The sequence below is a fragment of the Plantibacter sp. T3 genome (assembly GCF_902506515.1).
In the GTDB taxonomy this organism is placed as follows: Bacteria; Actinomycetota; Actinomycetes; order Actinomycetales; family Microbacteriaceae; genus Plantibacter; species Plantibacter auratus.
Genome location: NZ_LR733286.1, coordinates 335,340 through 357,224 on the forward strand (window position 1 = coordinate 335,340; position 21,885 = coordinate 357,224).

Sequence of the window (21,885 nt, forward strand, 5' to 3'; positions counted from 1 at the left end):
CTCAATGACGATCGACCATCCAGCGCAACCGGCGCGCACCGAACCTGCCGGGCGCAGCGCCCAGCCGGCGCTCTCCCTCATCGGAGCCGCCAAGACCTTCGGCCCCGTCGTCGCCCTGGCCGACGGCACCATCCAGATCGAGGCCGGCGAGATCCACGCGCTCGTCGGCGAGAACGGCGCCGGGAAGTCCACGCTCGTGAAGATCCTCGCCGGGCTCTACACCCCAGATGCCGGCGACTTCACCCTCGCCGGGAAGCCCGTCGCCTTCCGCGGTGTCGCCGACAGCAAGGCCGCGGGCATCTCCGTGATCTACCAGGAGCCGACCCTGTTCCCCGACCTCACCGTCGCCGAAAACATCTTCATCGGCCGCCAGCCGAAGAACGGCCTCGGACTCATCAGCACTGGCGCCATGCGGAAGGCCGCCCGCGCCCTGTTCGACCGCCTCGGCGTCCAGATCGACCCCGACCGCGTCGCCGAGGGCCTGTCGATCGCCGACCAGCAGATCATCGAGATCGCGAAGGCCATCTCGCTCGACGCCAAGGTCCTCATCATGGACGAACCGACCGCCGCGCTCTCCGGCGTCGAGGTCGACCGCCTCTTCCAGGTCGCCCGCTCCCTGCGCGACGCGGGCGCCGGCATCATGTTCATCTCCCACCGCTTCGAGGAGGTCTTCGCGCTGTGCGACCGCATCACGGTCATGCGCGACGGCCGCTACATCGCCACGCACGTCACGAACGAGACCTCCGTCGACGCGATCGTCCGGCAGATGGTCGGTCGCGACATCGCCGCTCTCTTCCCCAAGCAGGACGCGGAGATCGGCGACGCGGTCCTCACCGTCGACGGGCTGTCGCGCGCCGGCGTCTTCTCCGACATCTCGTTCACGGTGCGCTCGGGTGAGATCGTCGCCCTCGCGGGACTCGTCGGCGCCGGGCGCACCGAGGTCGCCCGCGCCGTCTTCGGCATCGACCCCTACGACACCGGACGCGTCACGCTCGACGGCAAGCCGGTGAAGGCCGGCGACCCGCAGGCCGCGGTCGACGCCGGCATGGGCTTCGTCCCGGAGGACCGTCGCAAGCAGGGGCTTGTGATGGACCTGTCAGTCGCCCGCAACGCGACCCTCACCCTCCGCCACCGGCTCGCGCGGTTCGGGATCATCTCCGGCCGCCGCGAACGCGAGGCAGCCGAGGAGTGGTCGGCCCGCCTCCAGGTGAAGACCGGCTCCCAGGAGTACGCGGTCTCCACCCTCTCCGGCGGCAACCAGCAGAAGGTCGTCCTCGCGAAGTGGCTCGCCACCGAGCCGACCTTCCTCATCGTCGACGAGCCCACCCGCGGCATCGACGTCGGCACGAAGAGCGAGGTGCACCGCCTCATCTCCGAACTCGCCGGCCGCGGCATCGCGATCCTCATGATCTCCTCCGAACTGCCCGAGGTCCTCGGCATGGCCGACCGCGTCCTCGTCATGCACGAGGGCCGGATCACCGCCGAGCTCACCCGCGAAGAAGCGACCCCGGAGACCGTGATGCACGCGGCCACCGGTTCCCTGGAAGGCGCACGATGACCGACACCACCACCAAGCCGGGAGGCGGCGGCCCCGTCACCGTCGCGACCGAGCGCACGACGAACCCGATCGCGTCGATCGTGCGACTCCGGGAGCTCCCGGTCACCGTCGCCCTCGTCGTGCTCGTGCTCGTGACCTACCTCGCGAACCCGCTGTTCCTGTCGGCACAGGGGGTGAAGGACCTCCTCCTCAACGCGACGATCATGATCATCCTCGCCGTCGGTCAGGCGCTCGTCATCATCACCCGCAACGTCGACCTGTCCGTCGGCTCGATCCTGGGGCTCGTGGCCTTCGCGACCGGCACGATGTTCGCGACGATGCCCCAGCTGCCGATCATCGCGGTGTTCGCCATCGCGATGCTGCTCGGTGCGGTGCTCGGCGCGATCAACGGTGCGCTCGTCACGATCGCGAAGGTCCCCGCCCTCGTCATCACCCTGGGCACGCTCTACATCTACCGAGGCCTGAACAACGCGTGGGCCGGTGGCACGCAGTACTTCGCGGACGACCGACCCGACGCGTTCGGGAACCTGTCCGTCGACACCGTCCTCGGCTTCCCGGTCATCACCCTCATCGCGATCCTCGTCGTGGTCGTCGTCGCCGTCTACATGGCCGGCGCCCGATCCGGCCGCGACCTCTACGCGATCGGGTCGGACCCCGACGCCGCGAAGCTGTTCGGCATCCCGGTCGGCCGCCGCGTCTTCCTCGCCTTCCTGGCGAACGGCCTGCTCGCCGGACTCGCCGGTGTGCTCTACGCCTCGCGCTTCAACTCGGTCGGCGCGACCACCGGGTCCGGTATGGAGCTCGACGTCGTCGCGGCGGCCGTGGTCGGTGGTGTCGCGATCTTCGGCGGCAGCGGCTCGGTCGCCGGGGCCGCGATCGGCGCGATCCTCCTCACCACCATCACGAGCGCCCTCACCGCCCTGCGCGTCGACAAGTTCTGGCAACAGGCGATCGTGGGCATCCTCATCCTGGCCGCGATCATCATCGACCGCGTCGCCAGCCTCCGTACGGCCAAGAAACTGCGAATGAGCGAGGCACGCGATGTCTGATCTGAAGACCCCGGCAGCCCCGAAGGCTCCGTTCAGCAAGGGCTCCGGCCCGCTCGGCACCGACACCACCGGCGTGCTCGTGGCCGAACCGAAGGGCCGCACCGGTGCCTCGCGCATCCTCCTCGGTCGCGACGCGATCATGATCTACGCGCTGCTCGTCGTCGTCATCGGCGCCTGCCTGCTCATCCCGCGGTTCGCCTCCCCCGTCACCGTGGGCTTCCTCCTCCTCGACGTCATACCGATCCTCCTCATCGCGATGCCGATGACGCTCGTCATCATCACGGGCGAGATCGACCTGTCCGTCGCAAGCACCGCGGGCCTCACCAGCGCCGTCATCGGTGTGCTGTGGGCCGGCGGCGGGATGGACATCGGGGTCGTCCTCCTCATCGGGCTGCTCGTCGGAGTCGTCGCCGGCGCGTTCAACGGCTTACTCATCGCGGTGGTCGGACTCCCGTCGCTCGCGGTGACGATCGGCACGCTCGCGCTGTTCCGCGGCCTCGCGCTCGTCGTCATCGGCGACAACGCGGTCGCCAACTTCCCGCCCGAGCTCACCGCGTTCTTCACGTCGAAGATCGGCTCGACCGGCATCCCCGTGGTCATGATCGGGGTCCTCGTCGTCGTGCTCGCCTTCGGGGTCGTCCTGCACCTGACCCCCTTCGGCCGCGGGCTGTACGCGCTCGGGTACAGCACGGAGGCCGCGAGCTTCGTCGGCATCAAGGTCGCCCGCTCGAAGTTCTGGCTCTACGTCGCGACCGGCGGTGTCTCCGCCCTCGCGGGGGTGTTCTGGACGCTCCGCTACTCGAGCGCCCGCAGCGACAACGCCTCCGGGCTCGAACTCGCCGTCATCGCGGCCGTGCTCCTCGGCGGCGTCTCGATCTTCGGCGGCAAGGGGTCCATCCCGGGTGTCGTCGCGGGTGTGCTGCTCATCGGCACCATCAACTACGCGCTCCGACTCGGCCGCGTCTCCGATGTCGTCCTCATCATCGTGACCGGGACCCTGCTGATCGCCTCGGTGGTCGGCCCCAGTATCTTCGAATCCGTCAAGCAGTGGAACCACCACCGACGGATCCGACGCAGCCTGCCCCAGCACTGATCTCCCGATCGGCGCAGCCCTCGGGGCACCCCACGCCACAGCACCAGGCGTATCCAGAAAGGAACAGACAATGCAGTCGATTCGAAACCGCGCAGCAGGCCGTTCGGCCCGTCGCGCAGCGGCCCTCATCGCCGCAGCAGCCTCCCTCGCACTCATCGCGACGGGGTGCGCCACCGGCGACTCCGCGGGATCAGGTGGTGGCGGCGGTGCCGCGGAGAGCATCACCTTCATCCCCAAGCAGCTCAACAACCCGTACACGGACGTCGTGCTCGGCGGCGGCAAGGACGGCGCGAAGGCGGCCGGCTTCAGCGCCACCGAGGTCGTCGGCCCGCTCGAGGCGAGCGCGTCCAGCCAGGTGTCGTTCATCAACGCCGAGACCCAGGCCGGCACGAACGTCATCGTCATCGCGGCGAACGACCCCGACGCCGTCTGCCCCGCCCTCAAGGAGGCCCGTGACGGCGGCGCGAAGATCGTCGCGTTCGACTCCGACACCAGCAAGGACTGCCGCGACGTCTTCATCTCCCAGGTCGTCGCCAAGGACGTCGCCCTGATCCAGACGAAGCTCATCTCGGAGCAGATCGGCGGCTCGGGCGAGATCGCGATCCTCTCGGCCACGGCCAACGCGACGAACCAGAACGAGTGGATCAAGTACATGGAGGAGGAGCTCGCCTCCAACCCGGACTACAAGGACATCAAGCTCGTCGCCAAGGTCTACGGTGACGACGACGACACGAAGTCGTTCCAGGAGGCCCAGGGTCTGCTCCAGGCGCACCCGAACCTCAAGGGCATCATCTCGCCCACGACGGTCGGCATCGCCGCGACCGCCCGCTACCTCTCCACCTCGGAGTACAAGGGCAAGGTCGCACTGACCGGCCTCGGCCTCCCGAACGAGATGCGTCCGTTCGTGAAGGACGGCACCGTCACCGCGTTCGCGCTGTGGGACCCGGCTCAGCTCGGCTACGTCGCAGCGTTCGCCGGCAAGGCACTGGCGGAGGGCACGATCACCGGCAAGGAGGGCGACACCTTCGAGGCCGGCGACCTCGGTGAGCGCGAGGTCGGCGCCGACGGCACCGTCATCGTCGGCCCACCGACCACCTTCGACGCGTCGAACATCGACAAGTACGACTTCTAGGAGTCACCCAGTCACACCCGACTGCCCTGTCTCAGGAACTCCTCGGCGTGCCGCGACCACACCCGGTCGACGCGCCGACGGACTCCTGAGTCAGGGCAGTTTGTCGTCGGCGTCGGGATCGTTGCGCTTCATCTCCAGCTCGAGCTTGCGGATACGCTCGGCGTCCTCGGCGGCCTGAATCTCGCGCTCGAGGGCGGCGAGCTGCTCCTCCGTGCTGCTGACGGCGCGGTCGGGCTGCGACGGCGAGGACGTCGCGGTCGACGAGGACCCTCGACCCGAACCCCACGAGCCGGACGTCCGCGACTGCTTCCGGCCCCGGCGTTCGGGGAGCTTGATCCGGCTCGTCGACCAGTCCTTGCCGAGCAGGAACCACAGGGCGACGCCGATGAGCGGGATGAAGACGATGAGCAGCACCCACACGATCTTGGGCAGGTTGCGCACGACGGGCTCGGGCTGCCCCACCACGTCGATGAGCGCGATGATCGTGAGGACGATGAGCAGCAACGACAACACGAACATGTCGTCAATCCTAGGCAGACCACCGGCGGGTTCGGCCAGGATGGTCGGATGAAGACCATCCCCCTGCCCCAGACCGACCTGACCGCGTCCAGCATCGTCCTCGGCCTCATGCGGATCGAGGCCCTCGACGACGAGGCCATCCGCACCCTCTTCCACACCGCACGAGACGCCGGCGTCACCGTGTTCGACCACGCCGACATCTACGGCTCGGAGCGTCACGGGTGCGAGCGTCGCTTCGGCGACGCCGTCACCCTCACCGCCGCCGAGCGCGAGCAGGTGCTCATCCAGTCGAAGGTCGGCATCCGCAAGGGCTTCTTCGACTTCTCGGAGGACCACATCCTCCGCACCGTCGACGAGTCGCTCGCCGCCCTCAAGACGGACTACCTCGACCTCCTGCTCCTGCACCGTCCCGACAGCCTCGTCGAGCCGGAAGAGGTCGCGTCGGCGTTCGACACCCTGCAGGCCGCGGGCAAGGTCCGGAACTTCGGCGTCTCGAACCACACGCCGGCGCAGGTCGAGCTGCTGAAGGGCTCCGTCGAGCAGCCGCTCATCGTCAACCAGGTGCAGCTGAGCATCACCCACGCCCCGATCATCGCGTCGGGCGTCGCCGCGAACATGGCCGGCCTCGACCAGTCGATCGACCGCGACAACGGGATGCTCGACTACAGCCGCCTGACCGGCATGACCCTGCAGGCATGGTCGCCGTTCCAGGCCGGCTTCTTCACGGGCGTCTTCATCGGCGACCGCGAGCACTACGCGGAGCTGAACGACGTCCTCGACGAGCTCGCAGCCGCACACGGCGTGACGCCCTCCGGCATCGCGACCGCGTGGATCACCCGTCACCCCGCGAACATCCAGGTCGTGCTCGGCACCACCAAGCCGTCGCGCGTCCAGGAAGCGGCCGCAGGTTCCAACGTGACGCTGTCGCGCGAGGAGTGGTACCGCCTCTTCACCGCCGCGGGCCACACCCTCCCGTAGCGGTCGCCTCCGTCCCGTTCTCAGGACTTCCGCGGCGTGTCGGGCGGAGATCGCCCCACCACACCGAAGGAGTCCTGAGAACGGGACGAGGGTCGCGCCGGGTACGCTCGGAGTGGAATCGGAGGGCAGCATGGCGAAGCACGACATCGGGTTCGCCGCCGTCGCCAGACTCGCCGGCGTCTCGAACGCGACCGTCTCCAACACCCTCAACCGCCCCGAGATCGTCGCCCCCGCCACCCGCGAGCGCGTCCTCGCCGCGATCGAGGAACTCGACTTCGTCCCCAACCGTGCCGCCGCCACCCTGCGGCAGGGCACCAACCGCCTCATCGGTCTCGTCATCCCCGACATCGCGAACCCGTTCTACTCGGCGATCGCCCGCGGGGTCACCGAGGCCGCAGCCGAACACGGCTACACGGTCGCGCTCTGCGTGAGCCACGACGATCCAGACCTCGAACTCCGGCACTTCGAGATGCTCGCGGAGCACCGGGCGGCCGGTGCGCTCGTCGCTCCGCTGACGGCCGACGCCTCCCGACTGGCCCAGCTGCGACGGGTGGGTAGCCGCCTCGTGCTCATGGACCGCACCGCCCCCGAGGGCACCGGCTGCTCCGTCGCGATCGACGACGTGCACGGCGGGGAGCTGGCGGTCACCCACCTGCTCGCCAGTCCCACCCCGGCGCCCGACGGGTCGATCGTGCTCGTGAACGGCGACCTGGCGATCCCGCAGTGCGCCGACCGACGCGAGGGTGCCCGGAACGCGTTCATCGCGGCCGGTCTCGACCCCGACGACCTCCGCGAGGTCACCGTGGACGAGATGACCGTCGACTCGGGGCGCATCGCGGGCCGTCGGATCGCGGCAGAGACACCGCGTCCGACCGGCGTGTTCTGCACGAACGACCAGCTCGCGCTCGGCGTCATCAGGGGGCTGAACGACGGTGGTCTGGCGGTGCCCGACGAGGTGTCCGTGGTCGGTTACGGCGATCTCGCGCTCGCGGCCGACGGGCGGGTGCCGCTCACCACGGTCGAGCAGCCGAAGGACGAACTCGGGCGCGTGGCCGTCGAGATCCTCCTGGCCGAGCTGGGCGCCGACCGCGCTGCGCACGAGCACGTCACCCGGACGCTCGAGCCGCATCTCGTCGTCCGCGAGTCCGCTCCCCTGCCGGCCTGAGCAGCGGCGAGGCTGGACGCGGCGGTGACGCCCGGGTACAGTCGTCACCAGTATTTAATCGATTAAATACTCCCGTACCCGCACCCACCAAGGATCGACGATGACCCACACTGCAGCAGCCGTCCACCCGCTCCTCACCCCGAAGGCACGGCGGAAGCCCCGCATCGGCCTCGTCGCCGGCGGCCTCGGCACCTACTGGCCGCAGTTCCCGGAGTTGCTCCCCCAGCTCCAGGCGTCGGCCCGGTACGTCTCGGAACGCTTCCGGCAGATGGACGCCGAGGTCGTCGACGTCGGCTTCATCTCGGACGCGCAGGCGGGCGACGCCGCGGCGGAACAGCTCCGACAGGGCGACTGCGACCTCATCGTCCTGTTCCTCACCACCTACCTCACCTCCTCGATGGTCCTGCCGATCGCCCAGCGCGCGAACACCCCGGTCCTCGTCATCGACCTGCAGCCGACCGAGCGGATGGACCACGCGAGTTTCGACACCGGTGCCTGGCTCGCCTACTGCGGGCAGTGCCCGGTACCCGAGGTCGGCAACGTCTTCCGTCGGGCGGGCATCCCGTTCCGCTCGGTGTCGGGCTGGCTGCGTCAGGAGTCGGCGTGGGATCGGATCTCGCAGTGGATCCGGGCGGCGCACGTCCGCGCAGCCCTCCGTCACGCCCGCCACGGCCTCATGGGGCACGTCTACCCCGGCATGCTCGACGTCTCCACCGACCTCACGCTGCTGCCGACCACCTTCGGCTCACACGTCGAGGTCCTGGAGTTCGACGACCTCCGCGTCCTCGTCGACGAGGTCACCGACGCCGAGGTCGCCGACCGCATGGCCCTGGCCAGGGAGATCTTCACCCTCGACGACACGGTGGTCGAGGACGACTTCGCGTGGGGAGCGAAGGTGTCGGTCGGCCTCGACCGGCTCGTCGACGAGTTCGCGCTCGACAGTCTCGCCTACTACCACCGCGGTCGCGACGGCGAACAGCACGAGCGACTCGGCGCCGGCATGATCCTCGGCGCGTCCCTCCTCACCGCTCGCGGCATCCCCACGACCGGCGAGTACGAGCTGCGGACCACGGTCGCACAGCTCGCGACCCAGGTCGTCGGCGCCGGTGGGTCGTTCTGCGAGATCCAGGCGCTGGACTTCGAGGACGAGGTCGTCGAGATGGGGCACGACGGTCCGGCGCACCTCGCCGTCAGCTCCCGCGACCCGCTGCTGCGCGGCCTCGGGGTCTATCACGGCAAGCGCGGCTGGGGTGTGAGCGTCGAGTTCGACGTGCGGCACGGGCCGGTCACGCTGCTCGGGTTGGGGCAGGACCGCGACGGCTCGCTCGCCTTCGTCGCGTCGGAGGGCGAGGTCGTCCCCGGCCCGCTGCTCGCGATCGGCAACACGACGAGCCGTGTCGACTTCGGGCGTGACCCGGGTGTCTGGGTGGACGAGTGGAGCGCGACCGGTATCGGGCACCACTGGTCGCTGTCGCTCGGACACCGCGCGGCGGACTACCGGGCTGCGGCGAGCCTGCTGGGGATCGACTTCCGCCAGGTGTGAGGCGCCGTCGGTCCCTGAGCCGAACCCGGTCTTTGAGCCCAACCCGGTCCCTGAGCCTGTCGAAGGGCAGTCGCGACCGGACGGATCAGAGCACGGCGCGAAGACGCTCCACAGCGGGCTCGACGACGGCGATCGGCGCCGGCCGCTGCAACCCATCCAGGGCGACGGCGAGCCGACGGGTGGCACGATCGACATCGCCACCACCCGCACCGAGCTCGCGGATCGGGGCGAGTAGTGCCGCCCGTCGCAACCAGGGCTCGTCCTGCATCCACCGGTCGAGGACGGTCTCGGCCTTGGCTCGGGCCGTCCCGTCGAGGCGTTCCAGGAGCGGTCCGATGACGTCGGTGGCCAGCGGGTCGGCGAGCTGGGGAACCCGACCGGCGCGGACGAAGCCTTCGATCCTCGTCAGGTCGGTGTGCCTGAGTACCGCGACGCTCGACTGCAGGAGGACGATCGCGGCGAGCCGACGCTCGAAGACCGGCACGGCCCACAGCTCCGAGGCGAGGGCTGCCAGCTCGTCGTGCTCCAGTCCGCGGAACTTCCGGAGGGCGTCGCGCACGGTCCCGCGCACGGCCCCGACGGATGAACCGTAGGACCGGACCCCGTCGCCGAGCCGCTCGGCGACGTCCGCTGCCCGGTAGCCGTCCCCCTCGTATTGGAGCGCCGCGTCGATGAACTCCCCCGCAGCACTCATCCCACCATTCTCACCCCTCGCGCCGGGTACGGTGGAGCGATGACCGTCGTGATCGTGGGACTCGGACAGCTCGGCTCGGACGTCGCCGGGAGACTCCTGGCCCGTGGCGAGGACGTCGTCGGCGTGAAGCGCACGGCACCCGAGTCGAACCCGGCCCCCGAGTCGACCCCGGTCCCCGAGCTCGTCGAGGGGCGCTTCACCCTCCAGCTCCGCGACCTCACGACCTCCGCCCCCGACCTTCCTGCGGACACGACGGCGATCGTGGTGGCCCTTGCGCCGCGGGCGCGCTCGGTCGAGGCCTATGACGCCCTCTACCGCGACGGCGTCGGACATCTCGTGAGCGCGGTCGCCGCACTCCCCGGCACCCCGCCTCGCATCCTGTTCGTGTCGTCGACCGCGGTGTGGGGCGAGGACGGCGGGGAGACGATCGACGACACCACGCCGGCCGTCCCGACCTCCGGCACCGCACGCGCCCTGCTCGCCGCTGAGGAGGCCGTCCTCACCGCCGTGCCCGAGGCGAGCGCCATCCGCTTCGGCGGCCTCTACGGTCCGACGTCCACGATGTTCGTCGACCAGGTCCGCGACGGCCGTGTCACCCGACCCTCCGGCTGGACCAATCGCATCCACCGTGACGACGCCGCGAGCGTGATCGTGCACCTGCTCGACCTGTCGGCGGCATCACTCCCGCCGGTCGTGGCGGGCATCGACGAGGAGCCGGTCCTGCTGTCGACGGTCGCCGACTTCCTCGCCGATCGACTCGGCGTCGCTCCCCCGACGCTCGACGACGCCGGTCGCACCCCGGAAGAACCGCACCGCGGCAAGCGCATCATGGCAGCCGCCCTCCGCGACACCGGATTCACCTACCGTTACCCCACCTACCGCGAGGGCTACTCGGCGCAGCTCCCCTGATCGGACGACCGGAGCGGATCATGGCTGCTTCGTCACCTCGGCCATCGCCCGTCGCCCGGACGGTACGAGCACGGCGACGGCGAGCACCACGAAGGTGAGCACACCGGCGACGACGAGGAGCAGTTCGACGGACACGACGTCGGCGAGCGGTCCGAACACGATCATCCCGAGGGGCATCGACACCGCCATGACGATGCCGACGAAGCCGAACACGCGACCCTGCCGCTCCGGTTGGACGCGCTCCTGCAGCAGGGTCATCGACGTCGTCGAGAAGAACGGCACAGCGATCCCGAGCAGGAACATGAAGCCGAAGAAGACCCAGAGGTTGGTCGAGAGTCCGAGCCCGATGGACAGCGCCCCGAACACCACCGAGGACCCGACGATGAGGAGCACGCGGTTCTTGGTGCCGCCCCAGATCGCGATGATCGCTCCGCCGCCGACCATGCCGACGCTGAAGGCGAGTTCGTTCACGGTGAGCATCCAGACCTCGTCGCCGAAGGTGCGGGCGATCATGAGCGGCGTGAGGTAGGACGGCGCGACGACCAGCAGGAACACGATCGCGAAGAGGATGAGCAGCCAGCGCACGAAGCCGTGGCGCCAGACGTAGCGCACGCCCTCGGTGAGGTCGGCGAAGTAGCCGGGGCGCTCGCCCGACCGCACGAGCGTCCGCACCGGTACGAGCAGCAGCAGCCCGATCCCGATGGCGGCCGTGACGACGTCGACGAAGAAGATCGCGACGAGCGACGCACTTGCGTACAGCGCGCCGGCCGCAGCCGGGGCGACGAGCATCATGGCCGACTGGATGGATCCGTTGATGCCGTTGACCCGCATGAGCTTGTCGGTCGGCGTGATCTGCGGGACGAGCGCGGAGACCGCCGGCATCTGGATGCCCGCGCCGACCGAGCGGATCGCGAGCGTGAGGAAGATGAGCCAGAGGTCGGCGGCGCCGTTGATGAGGAAGATCGCGAGCGCGAGCGTCGTGATGGCGATCGAGCCGTCGGCCGCGATGATGAGCAGTTTGCGGTTCATGCGGTCGGCCCACACCCCGCCGAAGATCGACACGATCGCCTGCGGCAGGAACCCCGCGACGGCGGCGAACGCGAGCACGACTCCGGACTTCGTCTCGAGCGTCAGGTGCCACATGATCGCGTACTGCACGAGCATCGAGCCGAACAGCGAGACCGTCTGTCCGGACAGGAACACCGCGACGTCGCGACGCCAGCGCGGGCTCTCCGAGGCGACGGTCGTCTCCTCCGAACCGTCGGAACCGTCGATCGTGGGTGCATCGGGTGGCGCGTCATCGGCAGCCATGCGACCCACGCTAGGGAGTTCGCTCCAGGGTGTCCAGGGGCATCTGACGGCGGTACCGCTCCCCGCTCTCACAACCTGAGAGCTGGAATGAGACCCCGCTCAGCTTCCGAACGCGAGTCAGGCGCGGCCGCCTGGTTCGGGGTTGTACGGATCGAGCTGGTCGGCGTACGGCCGGTAGATCGCTCCGAAGCTCGCGAAGTACGGCTGCTCGACGGTGCCGCCAAGGTAGCAGTTAGCCGTGCCTGACTCCGCCAGGTCAGGAGTCGTCACGAGATTCGTGAAGTCGACGAGGACGAAGTACAGTCCGTCGTCACGAGCGATCACCGTGGAGTCTTCGATGGAACGGTACACAAACTGGTCCGGGGTTCCGCCCTGGGCCGTCGCATAGGTGTCTGCGACGGTCCGCGTGCAGATCTCGTAGGCGGTCTGGGCCGTCAGCGCCGTCGACTGGTCGACCGGAGGAGGCGACACCGCAGGCTCGACGGGCTCGTCACTCGCAGCCGCAGACGGCGACGGCGACGGCGACGTGGACGTGGACGCAGAAGGCGATACAGACGGCGAGGGCGAGGGCTCCGCCTGAGTGCAACCGGTTAGCAGGAGGCCTGCCGCGATGAATGGAACTGGCAGCAGCGTGAATCTCATATCGTCCCCCGAATTCGTCCTCACCACGCTAGCAGGGACCATCCCGCCGAGACCGCCGGAGACACAGGAGAGGCGGAGATTGACCCGCCAGCGCCGTCTCGGCTAGCCTGAATAGCAGTGGTGAATCGATTCAGATTTCCCGAACCGAAAGGTACGCCTCGATGACGAGTGCCCGACCCCTGCACCGCGTGTGCTTCCAGCTCCAGGTCAAACCCGAACGCCTTGCGGAGTACCGCGAACGCCATGCCGCCGTCTGGCCGGACATGCTGCAGGCCCTCGCCGACACGGGCTGGCACAACTACTCGCTCTTCGTCCGCGACGACGGCCTCCTCATCGGGTACTTCGAGACGGAATCGCTCGAGGCAGCCCAGGCCGGCATGGCCGAGACCGAGGTCAACGCGCGCTGGCAGGCCGAGATGGGTGAGTTCTTCGTCGACCTCGACCTCCCGCCGGACCAGGGCTTCCTCCAGCTCACCGAGGTGTTCCACCTCGAGGACCAGCTCGCGGCCCTCCACGAGTAGCGACGTTGAAACGATTCACGTATGCTGCAAGCAGCGCCGTGACGCGCCCCAGACCACCGGAACCCGCACAGAGAAGTGACCATGACCAGTTTCGACACCATCACCCCGCTGCTCGAGAAGCAGGCCATCGAACTCCCCTCCTGGGCGTTCGGCAACTCCGGCACCCGCTTCAAGGTGTTCACGACGCCCGGCACCCCGCGGACGCCGGAGGAGAAGATCGCCGACGCCGCCAAGGTGCACGAGTTCACGGCCCTCGCGCCGAAGGTCGCACTCCACATCCCGTGGGACCTCGTGGACGACTTCAGCGCACTCCGTCGCTACGCCGAGGACCACGGCGTCGCGCTCGGCACGATCAACTCGAACACCTTCCAGGATGAGGACTACAAGTTCGGCAGCCTGACCCACAGCAACCCGGTGATCCGTCAGAAGGCGATCGACCACCACTTCGCCTGCATCGACGTCATGCACGCGACCGGCTCGCAGGACCTCAAGATCTGGCTCGCCGACGGCAGCAACTACCCGGGCCAGCAGGACATCCGCGGACGGCAGGACCGCCTGGCCGACTCGCTCCAGCAGATCTACGCCCGCCTCGGCGAGGAGCAGCGACTCGTGCTCGAGTACAAGTTCTTCGAGCCGGCGTTCTATCACACCGACGTCCCCGACTGGGGAACGTCCTACGCCCAGGTGGCCCAGCTCGGCGACCAGGCCCTCGTCTGCCTCGACACCGGCCACCACGCGCCTGGCACGAACATCGAGTTCATCGTCGCCCAGCTCCTGCGCCTCGGGAAGCTCGGCTCGTTCGACTTCAACTCGCGCTTCTACGCCGACGACGACCTCATCGTGGGTGCAGCCGACCCGTTCCAGCTGTTCCGGATCCTCTACGAGGTCGTCCGCGGCGGCGGCCTCGACGACGACTCGCCGGTCGCGTTCATGCTCGACCAGTGCCACAACGTGGAGGACAAGATCCCCGGTCAGATCCGCTCGGTGCTGAACGTGCAGGAGATGACCGCGCGCGCACTGCTCGTCGACCGCGACGCACTGACCGCGGCGCAGGAGGCCGGTGACGTCCTCGGCGCGAACGGCATCCTCATGGACGCGTTCTACACCGACGTCCGCGGACCGCTCGCCGCCTGGCGCGAGAGCCGCGGCCTGCCGGCCGACCCGTTCGGCGCCTACCTGGCCTCGGGCTACCAGCAGCAGATCGCCGAGGAGCGCGTCGGCGGGACCCAGGCGAGCTGGGGCGCGTAAGCGAGAAGGCCGAGCCCCTCGACAGGCTCAGGGACCGGATATCGGTCACTGAGCCAGCTCCGGTCACTGAGCCAGCCCCGGCCACTGAGCCAGCTCCGGTCACTGAGCCAGCTCCGGTCACTGAGCTTGTCGAAGTGCACACGAGCACACCCGCCCTTCGACAGGCTCAGGGACCGGGGTAGCAGCCACTGAGCCAGCCCCGGTCACTGAGCTTGTCGAAGTGCACACGAGCACACCCACTCTTCGACAGGCTCAGGGACCGGATATCAGTCACTGAGCCCGTCGAAGTGCCGACTACTTCGCGAGGAAGGCGAGCAGCTGCTCGTTGACCTCGCGGTAGTGGGTCCAGAGCATGCCGTGCGGCGCGCCCTCGATCTCGACGTACTCGGCGGAGGGCAGCGCCTTGGCGAACACGCGACCGGTGGAGTCGATCGGCAGGACGCGGTCGCCGGTGCCGTGCACGATGAGCGACGGGACGTCGATCTTCGCGACGTCGGCCCGGAAGTCGGTCAGCCAGGTCGGCTGCGCAGCGACCGAGGCGTACGGCGACGCGTTGTAGGCGAGCTGCGTGTTGGCCCGCAGCGCCTCCTCGCTCAGGCGCGAGCCGAGGTTCTCGTCCGTGTTGAAGAAGTTCTCGAAGAAGCTCGTGAAGAACGCGTAGCGGTCGTCGGTGACGGCGGCGAGGAGCCCGTCGAACACGTCCTGCGGGACACCCGTCGGGTTGTCGTCGGTTTGGAGCAGGTAGGGCTCGAGCGATCCGAGGAAGACGGCCTTCGCGACGCGCTCCGAGCCGTAGGTGCCGAGGTAGCGGCCAACCTCGCCGGTGCCCATCGAGAAGCCGACGAGGACCGCGTCGTGGAGGTCGAGCCCGTCGACGACGGCCTTGAGGTCGGCGGCGAAGGTGTCGTAGTCGTAGCCCTCGGTGGGCTTGGAGGACTTGCCGAAGCCGCGGCGGTCGTAGGTGATGACGCGGTAGCCGGCGTCGAGGAGCGCCGCGGTCTGCTTCTCCCACGACGAGCCGTCGAGGGGGTAGCCGTGGATGAGGACGACGGGCTGGCCGCTGCCGTGATCCTCGACGTAGAGCTCCACGGAGGTGCTGTTCTCGGTTCCGACGGTGATGAACGACATGGTTCGATTCCTTTCGTCTTCGGCGTCCGGACTCGTCGCCCGGTTCCACGCCCCGAATTGAGAACGATCGTTCTCTTCGGTGTCCATCAGCATAGGGAACGATCGTTCTCAATGCAAGTACACTGATGGAATGACCAGCGAACAGACGATGACGATCGCGTCGCCAAGCCCGGCGGCCGCACCCGCGACACCGGCCTCCGTGCGCGACATCATCGTCGACGCCGCCGACCGCCTGTACTACGCGAAGGGCATCCAGTCCGTCGGCATGGACGAACTGCGCTCGGCGGCCGGCGTGTCGTTGAAGCGCCTGTACTCGGAGTTCCCGAGCAAGGAGGACATCGTCCTCGCGGTCATGGAGCGCCGACACGAGCTCTGGACCACCGGCGTCAGCGCGCTCGTGGACGACGCCGAGACACCCCGCGACCGACTCCTCGCGATCTACGACTACCTGGCCGGCTGGTTCAGTGACGACTCGTTCCGCGGCTGCGGGTTCATCAACGCCTTCGGGGAGCTCGGGGGCGTCTCGCCGGCGGTCGCCACCATCACCCGCGAACACAAGGCGTCCTTCCAGGACTACGTCGCCGGCCTCGTCGCCGACGCCGGCGCTCCGGCATCGCTCGCCCCCCAGCTCGCGATCCTCGCCGAGGGCGCCCAGACCACCGCCGCCATCACCGGCTCCCCCGAGGCCGCGTTGCACGCTCGTCGCGCCGCCGAGACGCTCATCGACGCCGCCTCCTGAATCACCCGTGCGCTCGTGATGCACGGCGGTCCGTAACTCAGGACGCTCGCGGCGCGCCGCGCACGCCACGCCGCGGCATGTCGGCGCCGCGCCGGGGTGCTCCTGAGTTGGGAACCGCTCGGCATCCTCCCCCGCTGTGACATCCTGTTGAGACGGACACGAACGGACACGTCCGACACCGATGGACAGGGGGCGGCATGGCCACGACCGGCACGCTCGGCGCCGAGGAACGACGGACCCGACTGACGGCGATCCTCGAACGTGACGGCAGCATCCGCCTCGACGACGCGGCTACGGAGCTCGACGTGTCCTCGATGACCGTGCGACGCGACCTCGCCGACCTCGAGCAGCTCGGCCTGGTACGGCGCGTCCGGGGCGGGGCGATCCCGACCCTGCGACCGAGGACCTTCACCGAGCGGTCCGCGACGGGTGTCCGCGAGAAGGGCGCCATCGTCGAGAAGCTCCGGTCGCTCATCCCGACGGACGGCGCGATCGCGATCGACGCCTCCAGCACGGCCGGCGGCATCAGTCGACTGCTCGGCGAGTCGACCCTCACGGTGGCGACCAACTCCTACCCGAACTTCATCCTCGCCGGCGCGAACCGCGAGGTCACCGCGATCCTCGTCGGCGGCCAAGCCGAGTCGCGGACCGACAGCTTCATCGGCCCCATCGCCTGCCAAGCGGCGTCGTCGGTGCTCTACCGGCGCTTCTTCCTGTCGGCCGCCGCCATCGACCCGACCGTCGGCAGCTCGGAGGTCACCCTCGAAGAAGCGCAGGTGAAGCAGGCGTTCGCCCGCGCCTCCGACGAGACGATCCTCGTCGCCGCGTCCTCGAAGCTGGGGCAGCGCGCGATGGCGGTCGGCTTCGCCCTGGCGGACATCGACCTCCTCGTCACGGAACTCGACCCCGCCGACCCTGCGCTCGACGCCTACCGCGACGCCGTCGAACTCCTCTGAGCTCTCGGCCCCGCACGTCCCGTTCTCAGGAGTCACCGCGCGCGTCGCTCCGCGCCGACCGCAACGCGCCGAGGTTCTCCTGAGATCGGGACATCCGCCATTGCGACATCTGTGACTTCTTGTCATACTTAACACGATTGAACACCGGGCACGGACGTGCCCCGACGAAGGAGTGCGAATGTCCGTGAACCCAACCGCTGCCGAGCTCATCGCCCGCAGCAACCGCCTCGGGAGCGACCCGAAGAACACCAACTACGCCGGCGGCAACACCTCGGCCAAGGGCACCGAGATCGACCCCGTGACGGGCGAGCCGGTCGAGCTCCTCTGGGTCAAGGGCTCCGGCGGCGACCTCGGCACGCTGAAGCCCGAGGGTCTCGCGGTCCTCCGCCTCGACCGCATGCGCGCCCTGCAGGACGTCTACCCCGGCCTCGACCGCGAGGACGAGATGGTCGCCGCCTTCGACTACACCCTGCACGGCAAGGGTGGCGCGGCCCCGTCGATCGACACCGCCATGCACGGCCTCGTCGACGCGGCCCACGTCGACCACCTGCACCCCGACTCCGGCATCGCCATCGCGACCGCCGCCGACGGCCCCGAACTCACCGCGAAGATCTTCGGCGACAAGGTCGTGTGGGTCCCGTGGCGTCGCCCCGGCTTCCAGCTCGGCCTCGACATCGCTGCCATCAAGGCCGACAACCCGCAGGCGATCGGCACCATCCTCGGCGGGCACGGCATCACCGCCTGGGGAGACACCTCCGAGGAGGCCGAGGCGAACTCGCTGTGGATCATCGACACCGCGGCCGCCTACATCGAGGCGAACTCCCGCCCCGAGCCCTTCGGTCCGGCGCTCGACGGCTACGCAGCCCTGCCCGAGGCCGAGCGTCGTGCGAAGGCGGCAGCGCTCGCCCCCACCATCCGCGGGCTCGCCTCCGCCGACCGCCCCGTCGTCGGCCACTTCACCGACAGCCCCGAGGTCCTCGACTTCCTGGCCTCGGCGGAGCACCCGCGCCTCACCGCGCTCGGCACGAGCTGCCCCGACCACTTCCTCCGCACGAAGGTGAAGCCGCTCACGGTCGACCTGCCCGCCACGGCGAGCGTCGAGGAGGTCATCGAGCGCCTCGGCACCCTGCACGAGGCCTATCGCGAGGACTACCAGGCCTACTACGACCGCCACGCCACGGCCGACAGCCCGGCGATCCGCGGCGCCGACCCGCTCATCGTCCTCGTCCCCGGCGTCGGCATGTTCAGCTTCGGCAAGGACAAGCAGACCGCCCGCGTCGCCGGCGAGTTCTACGTCAACGCCATCAACGTGATGCGCGGCGCGGAGGGCCTCTCCACCTATGCTCCGATCGACGAGGCGGAGAAGTTCGCGATCGAGTACTGGGCCCTCGAGGAGGCGAAGCTGCAGCGTCAGCCTGCGCCGAAGCCACTCGCGACCCGCGTCGCGCTCGTCACCGGTGCCGCATCCGGCATCGGCAAGGCCATCGCCACGCGTCTCGTCGCGGAGGGCGCGGTCGTCGCGATCGCCGACCTCTCGCTCGAGAAGGCACAGGCCGCAGCGGCCGAGCTCGGCTCGACGGACGTCGCCATCGGGATCGCCGCCGACGTCTCGAACGAAGCCGCCGTCCAAGCCGCGATCGATGAGACGGTCCTCGCCTTCGGTGGGCTCGACCTCGTCGTCAACAACGCCGGTCTCTCGCTCTCCAAGTCGCTCCTCGAGACCACCGAGGCCGACTGGGACCTCCAGCACAACGTCATGGCGAAGGGCTCGTTCCTCGTCTCGAAGGCCGCCGCACGCGTGCTCATCGACCAGAAGCTGGGCGGCGACATCGTCTACATCTCGTCGAAGAACTCCGTGTTCGCGGGCCCGAACAACATCGCCTACTCCGCGACGAAGGCCGACCAGGCCCACCAGGTCCGCCTGCTCGCGGCAGAGCTCGGCGAGTACGGTGTGAAGGTGAACGGCATCAACCCCGACGGCGTCGTCCGCGGCTCCGGCATCTTCGCCTCGGGCTGGGGCGCGAACCGCGCGAAGACGTACGGTATCGACGAGCAGGACCTCGGCAAGTTCTACGCGCAGCGCACCATCCTCAAGCGCGAGGTCGTCCCCGAGAACGTCGCGAACGCGGTCTTCGCGATCTGCACGAGCGACTTCAGCCACACGACCGGACTGCACATCCCCGTCGACGCGGGCGTGGCCGCGGCCTTCCTGCGATGAGTGCGGCAGGCCGGAGCGGCACCGTCGCGGCGGTCGACCTCGGGGCCACGAGCGGGCGGGTCATGCTCGGCCACGTCGGCCCCGGCGAGCTGCGCCTCGTGCCGGTCGCCCGGTTCCCGAACACGCCCGTCCGCACGCCCGACGGCCTGCACTGGAACATCCTCGAGCTGTACCGCTCGATCATCGCGGGGCTGTCGGGCGCAGCGAAGCAGGAGCCACACCTCGCGAGCATCGGCATCGACTCGTGGGCGGTCGACTACGGCCTCCTCCGGCAGGGGCGCCTCCTCGGCGCACCGTTCCACTACCGCGACGAACGGACGGCGGCAGGTGTCGAGGCGGTCCACGGAACGGTCCCCTTCGCCGACCTCTACGGCTTGAACGGCCTGCAGTTCCTGCCATTCAACACCGTCTACCAGCTCGCAACCGAGCGCGACGCCGGCATGCTCGACGTCGCCGACACCGCACTCCTGGTGCCCGACCTCATCGCGCACTGGCTGACCGGTGCCCGCGTCGCCGAGGCCACCAACGCGTCGACCACCGGCCTCGTCCGCGCCGGCGAACCGACCAGGTGGGACGCCGGACTCCTCACCCGACTCGGCATCCCGGCGGCCGTCCTCCCGCCCATCGTCCAGGCGGGCGATCGCATCGGGACGCTCCTCGAAGCGGTCGCCGCCGAGGTCGGTCTGCCCTCGTCGACGCCCGTCACCGCCATCGGCTCACACGACACGGCCTCGGCGGTCGTCGCCGTCCCGATGACGACCCCGGATGCCGCCTACATCTCGTGCGGCACCTGGGGACTCGTCGGGGTCGAGCTCGAACGCCCGGTCCTCACCGAGGCGAGTCGAGCGGCGAACTTCACGAACGAGGGCGGCGTCGACGGACGCACCCGCTTCCTGCACAACGTGATGGGACTCTGGCTCCTGAGCGAATCGGTGCGCACCTGGGAGCGTGGCGGCGAGACGATCGACCTGCCCGGGCTCATCGCCCAGGCCGCCGCGGTCGACGCACCCGTCTCGGTGTTCGATGCGAACGACCCCCGGTTCCTCGCGCCCGGTGACCTCCCGGCGCGCATCGCCGAGTTCCTCACCGAGCACGGGCGTGCGGTGCCGCAGTCCCGTGCCGAGTTCGTCCGGTGCATCATCGAGAGCCTGGCGCAGGCGTTCGCGGATGCGGTCCACGCGGCTTCCGAGCTGTCCGGGGTCCAGGTGCGCGCGATCCACGTCGTCGGCGGCGGATCGCAGAACACGCTCCTGTGCCAGCTGACGGCCGACCGAGCGGGAATCCCCGTCATCGCCGGCCCGGTCGAAGCGACGGCGTTGGGGAACGTCCTCGTCCAGGCCAGGGCGGTGGGGATCATCGACGGCGACCTCGAGACCCTGCGCGCCCTCGTCGTCCGTTCCTTCGAGCCGACTCGCTACGAGCCGCGCAAGCCTGCCGGCTGCACGTCCGTCAGCCGGTAGCGTCGCAGCATGACCGCTTCTCCACTCATCGTCAGCCTGCCCGCCGACCTGCGCGAGGAGGTGCTGTCGCAGGGCCCCCTCCCCGAGGGCGTCGAGTTCGTCGAATGGGATCTGCGCACCGAACCGCCGGTCGAGCACATCGACCTCGTCGTGCCCGTCTACCTCGGCTCGAACAAGCCGCTCGCGAACGTCGCCGCGGTGACGCCGAAGCTCGTCCAGGTGCAGTCGATCGGCTACGACGGCCTCGCGGACCTCCTCCCGGCCGGCATCACCCTCGCCAACGCGGCGACCGTGCACGAGGCCTCGACGGCGGAGCTCACGGTGGGACTCATCCTCGCCTCGCAGCGGGGCATCCCGGACTTCGTGCGCGCCGAACGGACGGGCGAGTGGCTGCAGAGCCAGCGCCCGAGCCTCGCCGACCGCCGCGTGCTCCTCATCGGGTACGGCGGGGTCGGTGCGGCCATCGAGGAGCGGCTGCTCCCGTTCGAGGTCGAGGTCACGCGGGTGGCGTCGAGCGCGCGGAAGGACGAGCGGGGGCCGATCCACGGCATCGACGAACTGCCCGGACTCCTGCCGCACGCTGAGATCGTCATCGTCGTCGTGCCGCTCACCGACGGCACCCGCGGCTTGATCGGAGACGACTTCCTGGCGGCATTGCCCGACGACGCCCTCGTCGTGAACGTGGCCCGCGGCCCGGTCGCCGACACCGATGCACTCGTGGAGCACGCGACGAGCGGTCGCATCCGACTGGCGCTCGACGTGACGGACCCCGAACCGCTGCCCGCCGACCATCCGCTGTGGTCTCTGCCGAACGTGCTCGTCTCCCCGCACATCGGCGGCGCGACGAGCGCCATGCTGCCGCGGATGGCGCGTCTCCTGCGTCGACAGATCGAACATCTGTTGGCCGATGAGGAGCCGGAGAACATCGTCCTCCGCACCTGAGACGGGCGTCGACGTCCGTCGATTTCGCTTCGCAGAAAAATCTACGGCGAGGGCTCGCGTTGAATCGGTTCAAGAGGTAG

General features: G+C 69.3%; 20 protein-coding genes. 15 read left to right on the forward strand and 5 right to left on the reverse strand.

Annotated features, from left to right (window positions below; all coding sequences use genetic code 11):
- Positions 1 to 4: 4 nt before the first annotated feature.
- The 4 genes from GV015_RS01645 (at position 5) to rhaS (ending at position 4,832) form a co-directional block, all read left to right on the forward strand.
- Positions 5 to 1,558, forward strand: a complete 1,554-nt coding sequence (locus tag GV015_RS01645) for a sugar ABC transporter ATP-binding protein (protein WP_159876155.1) — start codon at positions 5 to 7, stop codon at positions 1,556 to 1,558.
- Positions 1,555 to 2,607 (forward strand): ABC transporter permease, encoded by a 1,053-nt coding sequence (locus GV015_RS01650; protein ID WP_079706409.1) that lies wholly within the window; start codon positions 1,555 to 1,557, stop codon positions 2,605 to 2,607. Before GV015_RS01645 ends, GV015_RS01650 begins: the two co-directional genes overlap by 4 nt.
- The gene (locus GV015_RS01655; RefSeq protein ID WP_159876157.1) at positions 2,600 to 3,700 is read left to right on the forward strand and encodes an ABC transporter permease; all 1,101 of its coding nucleotides are present in this window, start codon (positions 2,600 to 2,602) and stop codon (positions 3,698 to 3,700) included. The genes GV015_RS01650 and GV015_RS01655 overlap by 8 nt, the downstream gene beginning before the upstream one ends.
- A gap of 70 nt (positions 3,701 to 3,770) precedes the next feature.
- Positions 3,771 to 4,832, forward strand: coding sequence for a rhamnose ABC transporter substrate-binding protein (gene rhaS, locus GV015_RS01660; protein WP_085514253.1), 1,062 nt, complete (start codon positions 3,771 to 3,773; stop codon positions 4,830 to 4,832).
- 90 nt (positions 4,833 to 4,922) lie between these two features.
- Here rhaS and GV015_RS01665 read toward each other — a convergent pair whose 3' ends face one another.
- Positions 4,923 to 5,351, reverse strand: a complete 429-nt coding sequence (locus GV015_RS01665) for a PLD nuclease N-terminal domain-containing protein (protein WP_159876159.1) — start codon at positions 5,349 to 5,351, stop codon at positions 4,923 to 4,925.
- Positions 5,352 to 5,399: 48 nt separating this feature from the next.
- Between GV015_RS01665 and GV015_RS01670 the strand changes: the two genes are divergently transcribed.
- The 3 genes from GV015_RS01670 to GV015_RS01680 all read left to right on the forward strand — a co-directional run bounded on the left by GV015_RS01670 (position 5,400) and on the right by GV015_RS01680 (position 9,037).
- Entirely contained in the window at positions 5,400 to 6,329 is a 930-nt protein-coding gene (locus tag GV015_RS01670; protein WP_159876161.1) for an aldo/keto reductase family oxidoreductase, read from the forward strand.
- 130 nt (positions 6,330 to 6,459) lie between these two features.
- A complete protein-coding gene (locus GV015_RS01675; RefSeq protein WP_159876163.1) occupies positions 6,460 to 7,494 on the forward strand; it encodes a LacI family DNA-binding transcriptional regulator in 1,035 nt (344 codons plus the stop codon).
- A gap of 100 nt (positions 7,495 to 7,594) precedes the next feature.
- Positions 7,595 to 9,037, forward strand: a complete 1,443-nt coding sequence (locus GV015_RS01680; protein ID WP_159876165.1) for an L-fucose/L-arabinose isomerase family protein — start codon at positions 7,595 to 7,597, stop codon at positions 9,035 to 9,037.
- Between the two features lie 85 nt (positions 9,038 to 9,122).
- On the opposite strand, the gene GV015_RS01685 is transcribed toward GV015_RS01680, so the two are convergent.
- Positions 9,123 to 9,731, reverse strand: coding sequence for a DNA alkylation repair protein (locus GV015_RS01685; RefSeq protein WP_159876167.1), 609 nt, complete (start codon positions 9,729 to 9,731; stop codon positions 9,123 to 9,125).
- Between the two features lie 39 nt (positions 9,732 to 9,770).
- On the opposite strand from GV015_RS01685, the gene GV015_RS01690 reads away from it, so the two are divergent.
- Positions 9,771 to 10,640, forward strand: a complete 870-nt coding sequence (locus GV015_RS01690) for an NAD-dependent epimerase/dehydratase family protein (RefSeq protein ID WP_159876169.1) — start codon at positions 9,771 to 9,773, stop codon at positions 10,638 to 10,640.
- An 18-nt stretch (positions 10,641 to 10,658) separates the two neighbouring features.
- On the opposite strand, the gene GV015_RS01695 is transcribed toward GV015_RS01690, so the two are convergent.
- Positions 10,659 to 11,951, reverse strand: coding sequence for an MFS transporter (locus GV015_RS01695; protein WP_159876171.1), 1,293 nt, complete (start codon positions 11,949 to 11,951; stop codon positions 10,659 to 10,661).
- 117 nt (positions 11,952 to 12,068) lie between these two features.
- Positions 12,069 to 12,422, reverse strand: coding sequence for a hypothetical protein (locus GV015_RS01700; RefSeq protein ID WP_201299327.1), 354 nt, complete (start codon positions 12,420 to 12,422; stop codon positions 12,069 to 12,071).
- 332 nt (positions 12,423 to 12,754) lie between these two features.
- Between GV015_RS01700 and GV015_RS01705 the strand changes: the two genes are divergently transcribed.
- Both GV015_RS01705 and rhaI read left to right on the forward strand, forming a co-directional pair.
- Complete coding sequence (locus tag GV015_RS01705) at positions 12,755 to 13,114, forward strand: L-rhamnose mutarotase (protein ID WP_201299328.1); 360 nt, start codon at positions 12,755 to 12,757, stop codon at positions 13,112 to 13,114.
- A gap of 81 nt (positions 13,115 to 13,195) precedes the next feature.
- The gene (gene rhaI, locus GV015_RS01710) at positions 13,196 to 14,362 is read left to right on the forward strand and encodes an L-rhamnose isomerase (protein ID WP_201299329.1); all 1,167 of its coding nucleotides are present in this window, start codon (positions 13,196 to 13,198) and stop codon (positions 14,360 to 14,362) included.
- Positions 14,363 to 14,656: 294 nt separating this feature from the next.
- Here rhaI and GV015_RS01715 read toward each other — a convergent pair whose 3' ends face one another.
- Entirely contained in the window at positions 14,657 to 15,490 is an 834-nt protein-coding gene (locus GV015_RS01715) for an alpha/beta fold hydrolase (protein WP_064294873.1), read from the reverse strand.
- A 148-nt stretch (positions 15,491 to 15,638) separates the two neighbouring features.
- On the opposite strand from GV015_RS01715, the gene GV015_RS01720 reads away from it, so the two are divergent.
- The 5 genes from GV015_RS01720 to GV015_RS01740 all read left to right on the forward strand — a co-directional run bounded on the left by GV015_RS01720 (position 15,639) and on the right by GV015_RS01740 (position 21,805).
- Positions 15,639 to 16,229 (forward strand): TetR/AcrR family transcriptional regulator, encoded by a 591-nt coding sequence (locus GV015_RS01720; RefSeq protein ID WP_159880001.1) that lies wholly within the window; start codon positions 15,639 to 15,641, stop codon positions 16,227 to 16,229.
- 197 nt (positions 16,230 to 16,426) lie between these two features.
- Positions 16,427 to 17,185 (forward strand): DeoR/GlpR family DNA-binding transcription regulator, encoded by a 759-nt coding sequence (locus tag GV015_RS01725; RefSeq protein ID WP_079706395.1) that lies wholly within the window; start codon positions 16,427 to 16,429, stop codon positions 17,183 to 17,185.
- Positions 17,186 to 17,363: 178 nt separating this feature from the next.
- Complete coding sequence (locus GV015_RS01730; RefSeq protein ID WP_159876175.1) at positions 17,364 to 19,403, forward strand: bifunctional aldolase/short-chain dehydrogenase; 2,040 nt, start codon at positions 17,364 to 17,366, stop codon at positions 19,401 to 19,403.
- Positions 19,400 to 20,863, forward strand: coding sequence for a rhamnulokinase family protein (locus tag GV015_RS01735; RefSeq protein ID WP_159876177.1), 1,464 nt, complete (start codon positions 19,400 to 19,402; stop codon positions 20,861 to 20,863). Before GV015_RS01730 ends, GV015_RS01735 begins: the two co-directional genes overlap by 4 nt.
- A 9-nt stretch (positions 20,864 to 20,872) precedes the next feature.
- Entirely contained in the window at positions 20,873 to 21,805 is a 933-nt protein-coding gene (locus tag GV015_RS01740; protein WP_159876179.1) for a 2-hydroxyacid dehydrogenase, read from the forward strand.
- The last annotated feature ends 80 nt before the right edge of the window (positions 21,806 to 21,885 follow it).

Excerpts from the sequence above, each read along its gene's own strand:
- GV015_RS01695 (WP_159876171.1), bottom strand. The coding sequence starts at position 11,951 with ATGGCTGCCGATGACGCGCCACCCGATGCACCCACGATCGACGGTTCC.
- GV015_RS01680 (WP_159876165.1), top strand. The coding sequence starts at position 7,595 with ATGACCCACACTGCAGCAGCCGTCCACCCGCTCCTCACCCCGAAGGCA.
- GV015_RS01730 (WP_159876175.1), top strand. The coding sequence starts at position 17,364 with ATGTCCGTGAACCCAACCGCTGCCGAGCTCATCGCCCGCAGCAACCGC.
- GV015_RS01735 (WP_159876177.1), top strand. The coding sequence starts at position 19,400 with ATGAGTGCGGCAGGCCGGAGCGGCACCGTCGCGGCGGTCGACCTCGGG.
- GV015_RS01650 (WP_079706409.1), top strand. The coding sequence starts at position 1,555 with ATGACCGACACCACCACCAAGCCGGGAGGCGGCGGCCCCGTCACCGTC.
- GV015_RS01740 (WP_159876179.1), top strand. The coding sequence starts at position 20,873 with ATGACCGCTTCTCCACTCATCGTCAGCCTGCCCGCCGACCTGCGCGAG.
- GV015_RS01655 (WP_159876157.1), top strand. The coding sequence starts at position 2,600 with ATGTCTGATCTGAAGACCCCGGCAGCCCCGAAGGCTCCGTTCAGCAAG.
- GV015_RS01705 (WP_201299328.1), top strand. The coding sequence starts at position 12,755 with ATGACGAGTGCCCGACCCCTGCACCGCGTGTGCTTCCAGCTCCAGGTC.
- GV015_RS01685 (WP_159876167.1), bottom strand. The coding sequence starts at position 9,731 with ATGAGTGCTGCGGGGGAGTTCATCGACGCGGCGCTCCAATACGAGGGG.
- rhaS (WP_085514253.1), top strand. The coding sequence starts at position 3,771 with ATGCAGTCGATTCGAAACCGCGCAGCAGGCCGTTCGGCCCGTCGCGCA.
- GV015_RS01645 (WP_159876155.1), top strand. The coding sequence starts at position 5 with ATGACGATCGACCATCCAGCGCAACCGGCGCGCACCGAACCTGCCGGG.
- GV015_RS01675 (WP_159876163.1), top strand. The coding sequence starts at position 6,460 with ATGGCGAAGCACGACATCGGGTTCGCCGCCGTCGCCAGACTCGCCGGC.
- GV015_RS01690 (WP_159876169.1), top strand. The coding sequence starts at position 9,771 with ATGACCGTCGTGATCGTGGGACTCGGACAGCTCGGCTCGGACGTCGCC.
- GV015_RS01720 (WP_159880001.1), top strand. The coding sequence starts at position 15,639 with ATGACGATCGCGTCGCCAAGCCCGGCGGCCGCACCCGCGACACCGGCC.
- GV015_RS01715 (WP_064294873.1), bottom strand. The coding sequence starts at position 15,490 with ATGTCGTTCATCACCGTCGGAACCGAGAACAGCACCTCCGTGGAGCTC.
- GV015_RS01665 (WP_159876159.1), bottom strand. The coding sequence starts at position 5,351 with ATGTTCGTGTTGTCGTTGCTGCTCATCGTCCTCACGATCATCGCGCTC.
- rhaI (WP_201299329.1), top strand. The coding sequence starts at position 13,196 with ATGACCAGTTTCGACACCATCACCCCGCTGCTCGAGAAGCAGGCCATC.
- GV015_RS01670 (WP_159876161.1), top strand. The coding sequence starts at position 5,400 with ATGAAGACCATCCCCCTGCCCCAGACCGACCTGACCGCGTCCAGCATC.
- GV015_RS01725 (WP_079706395.1), top strand. The coding sequence starts at position 16,427 with ATGGCCACGACCGGCACGCTCGGCGCCGAGGAACGACGGACCCGACTG.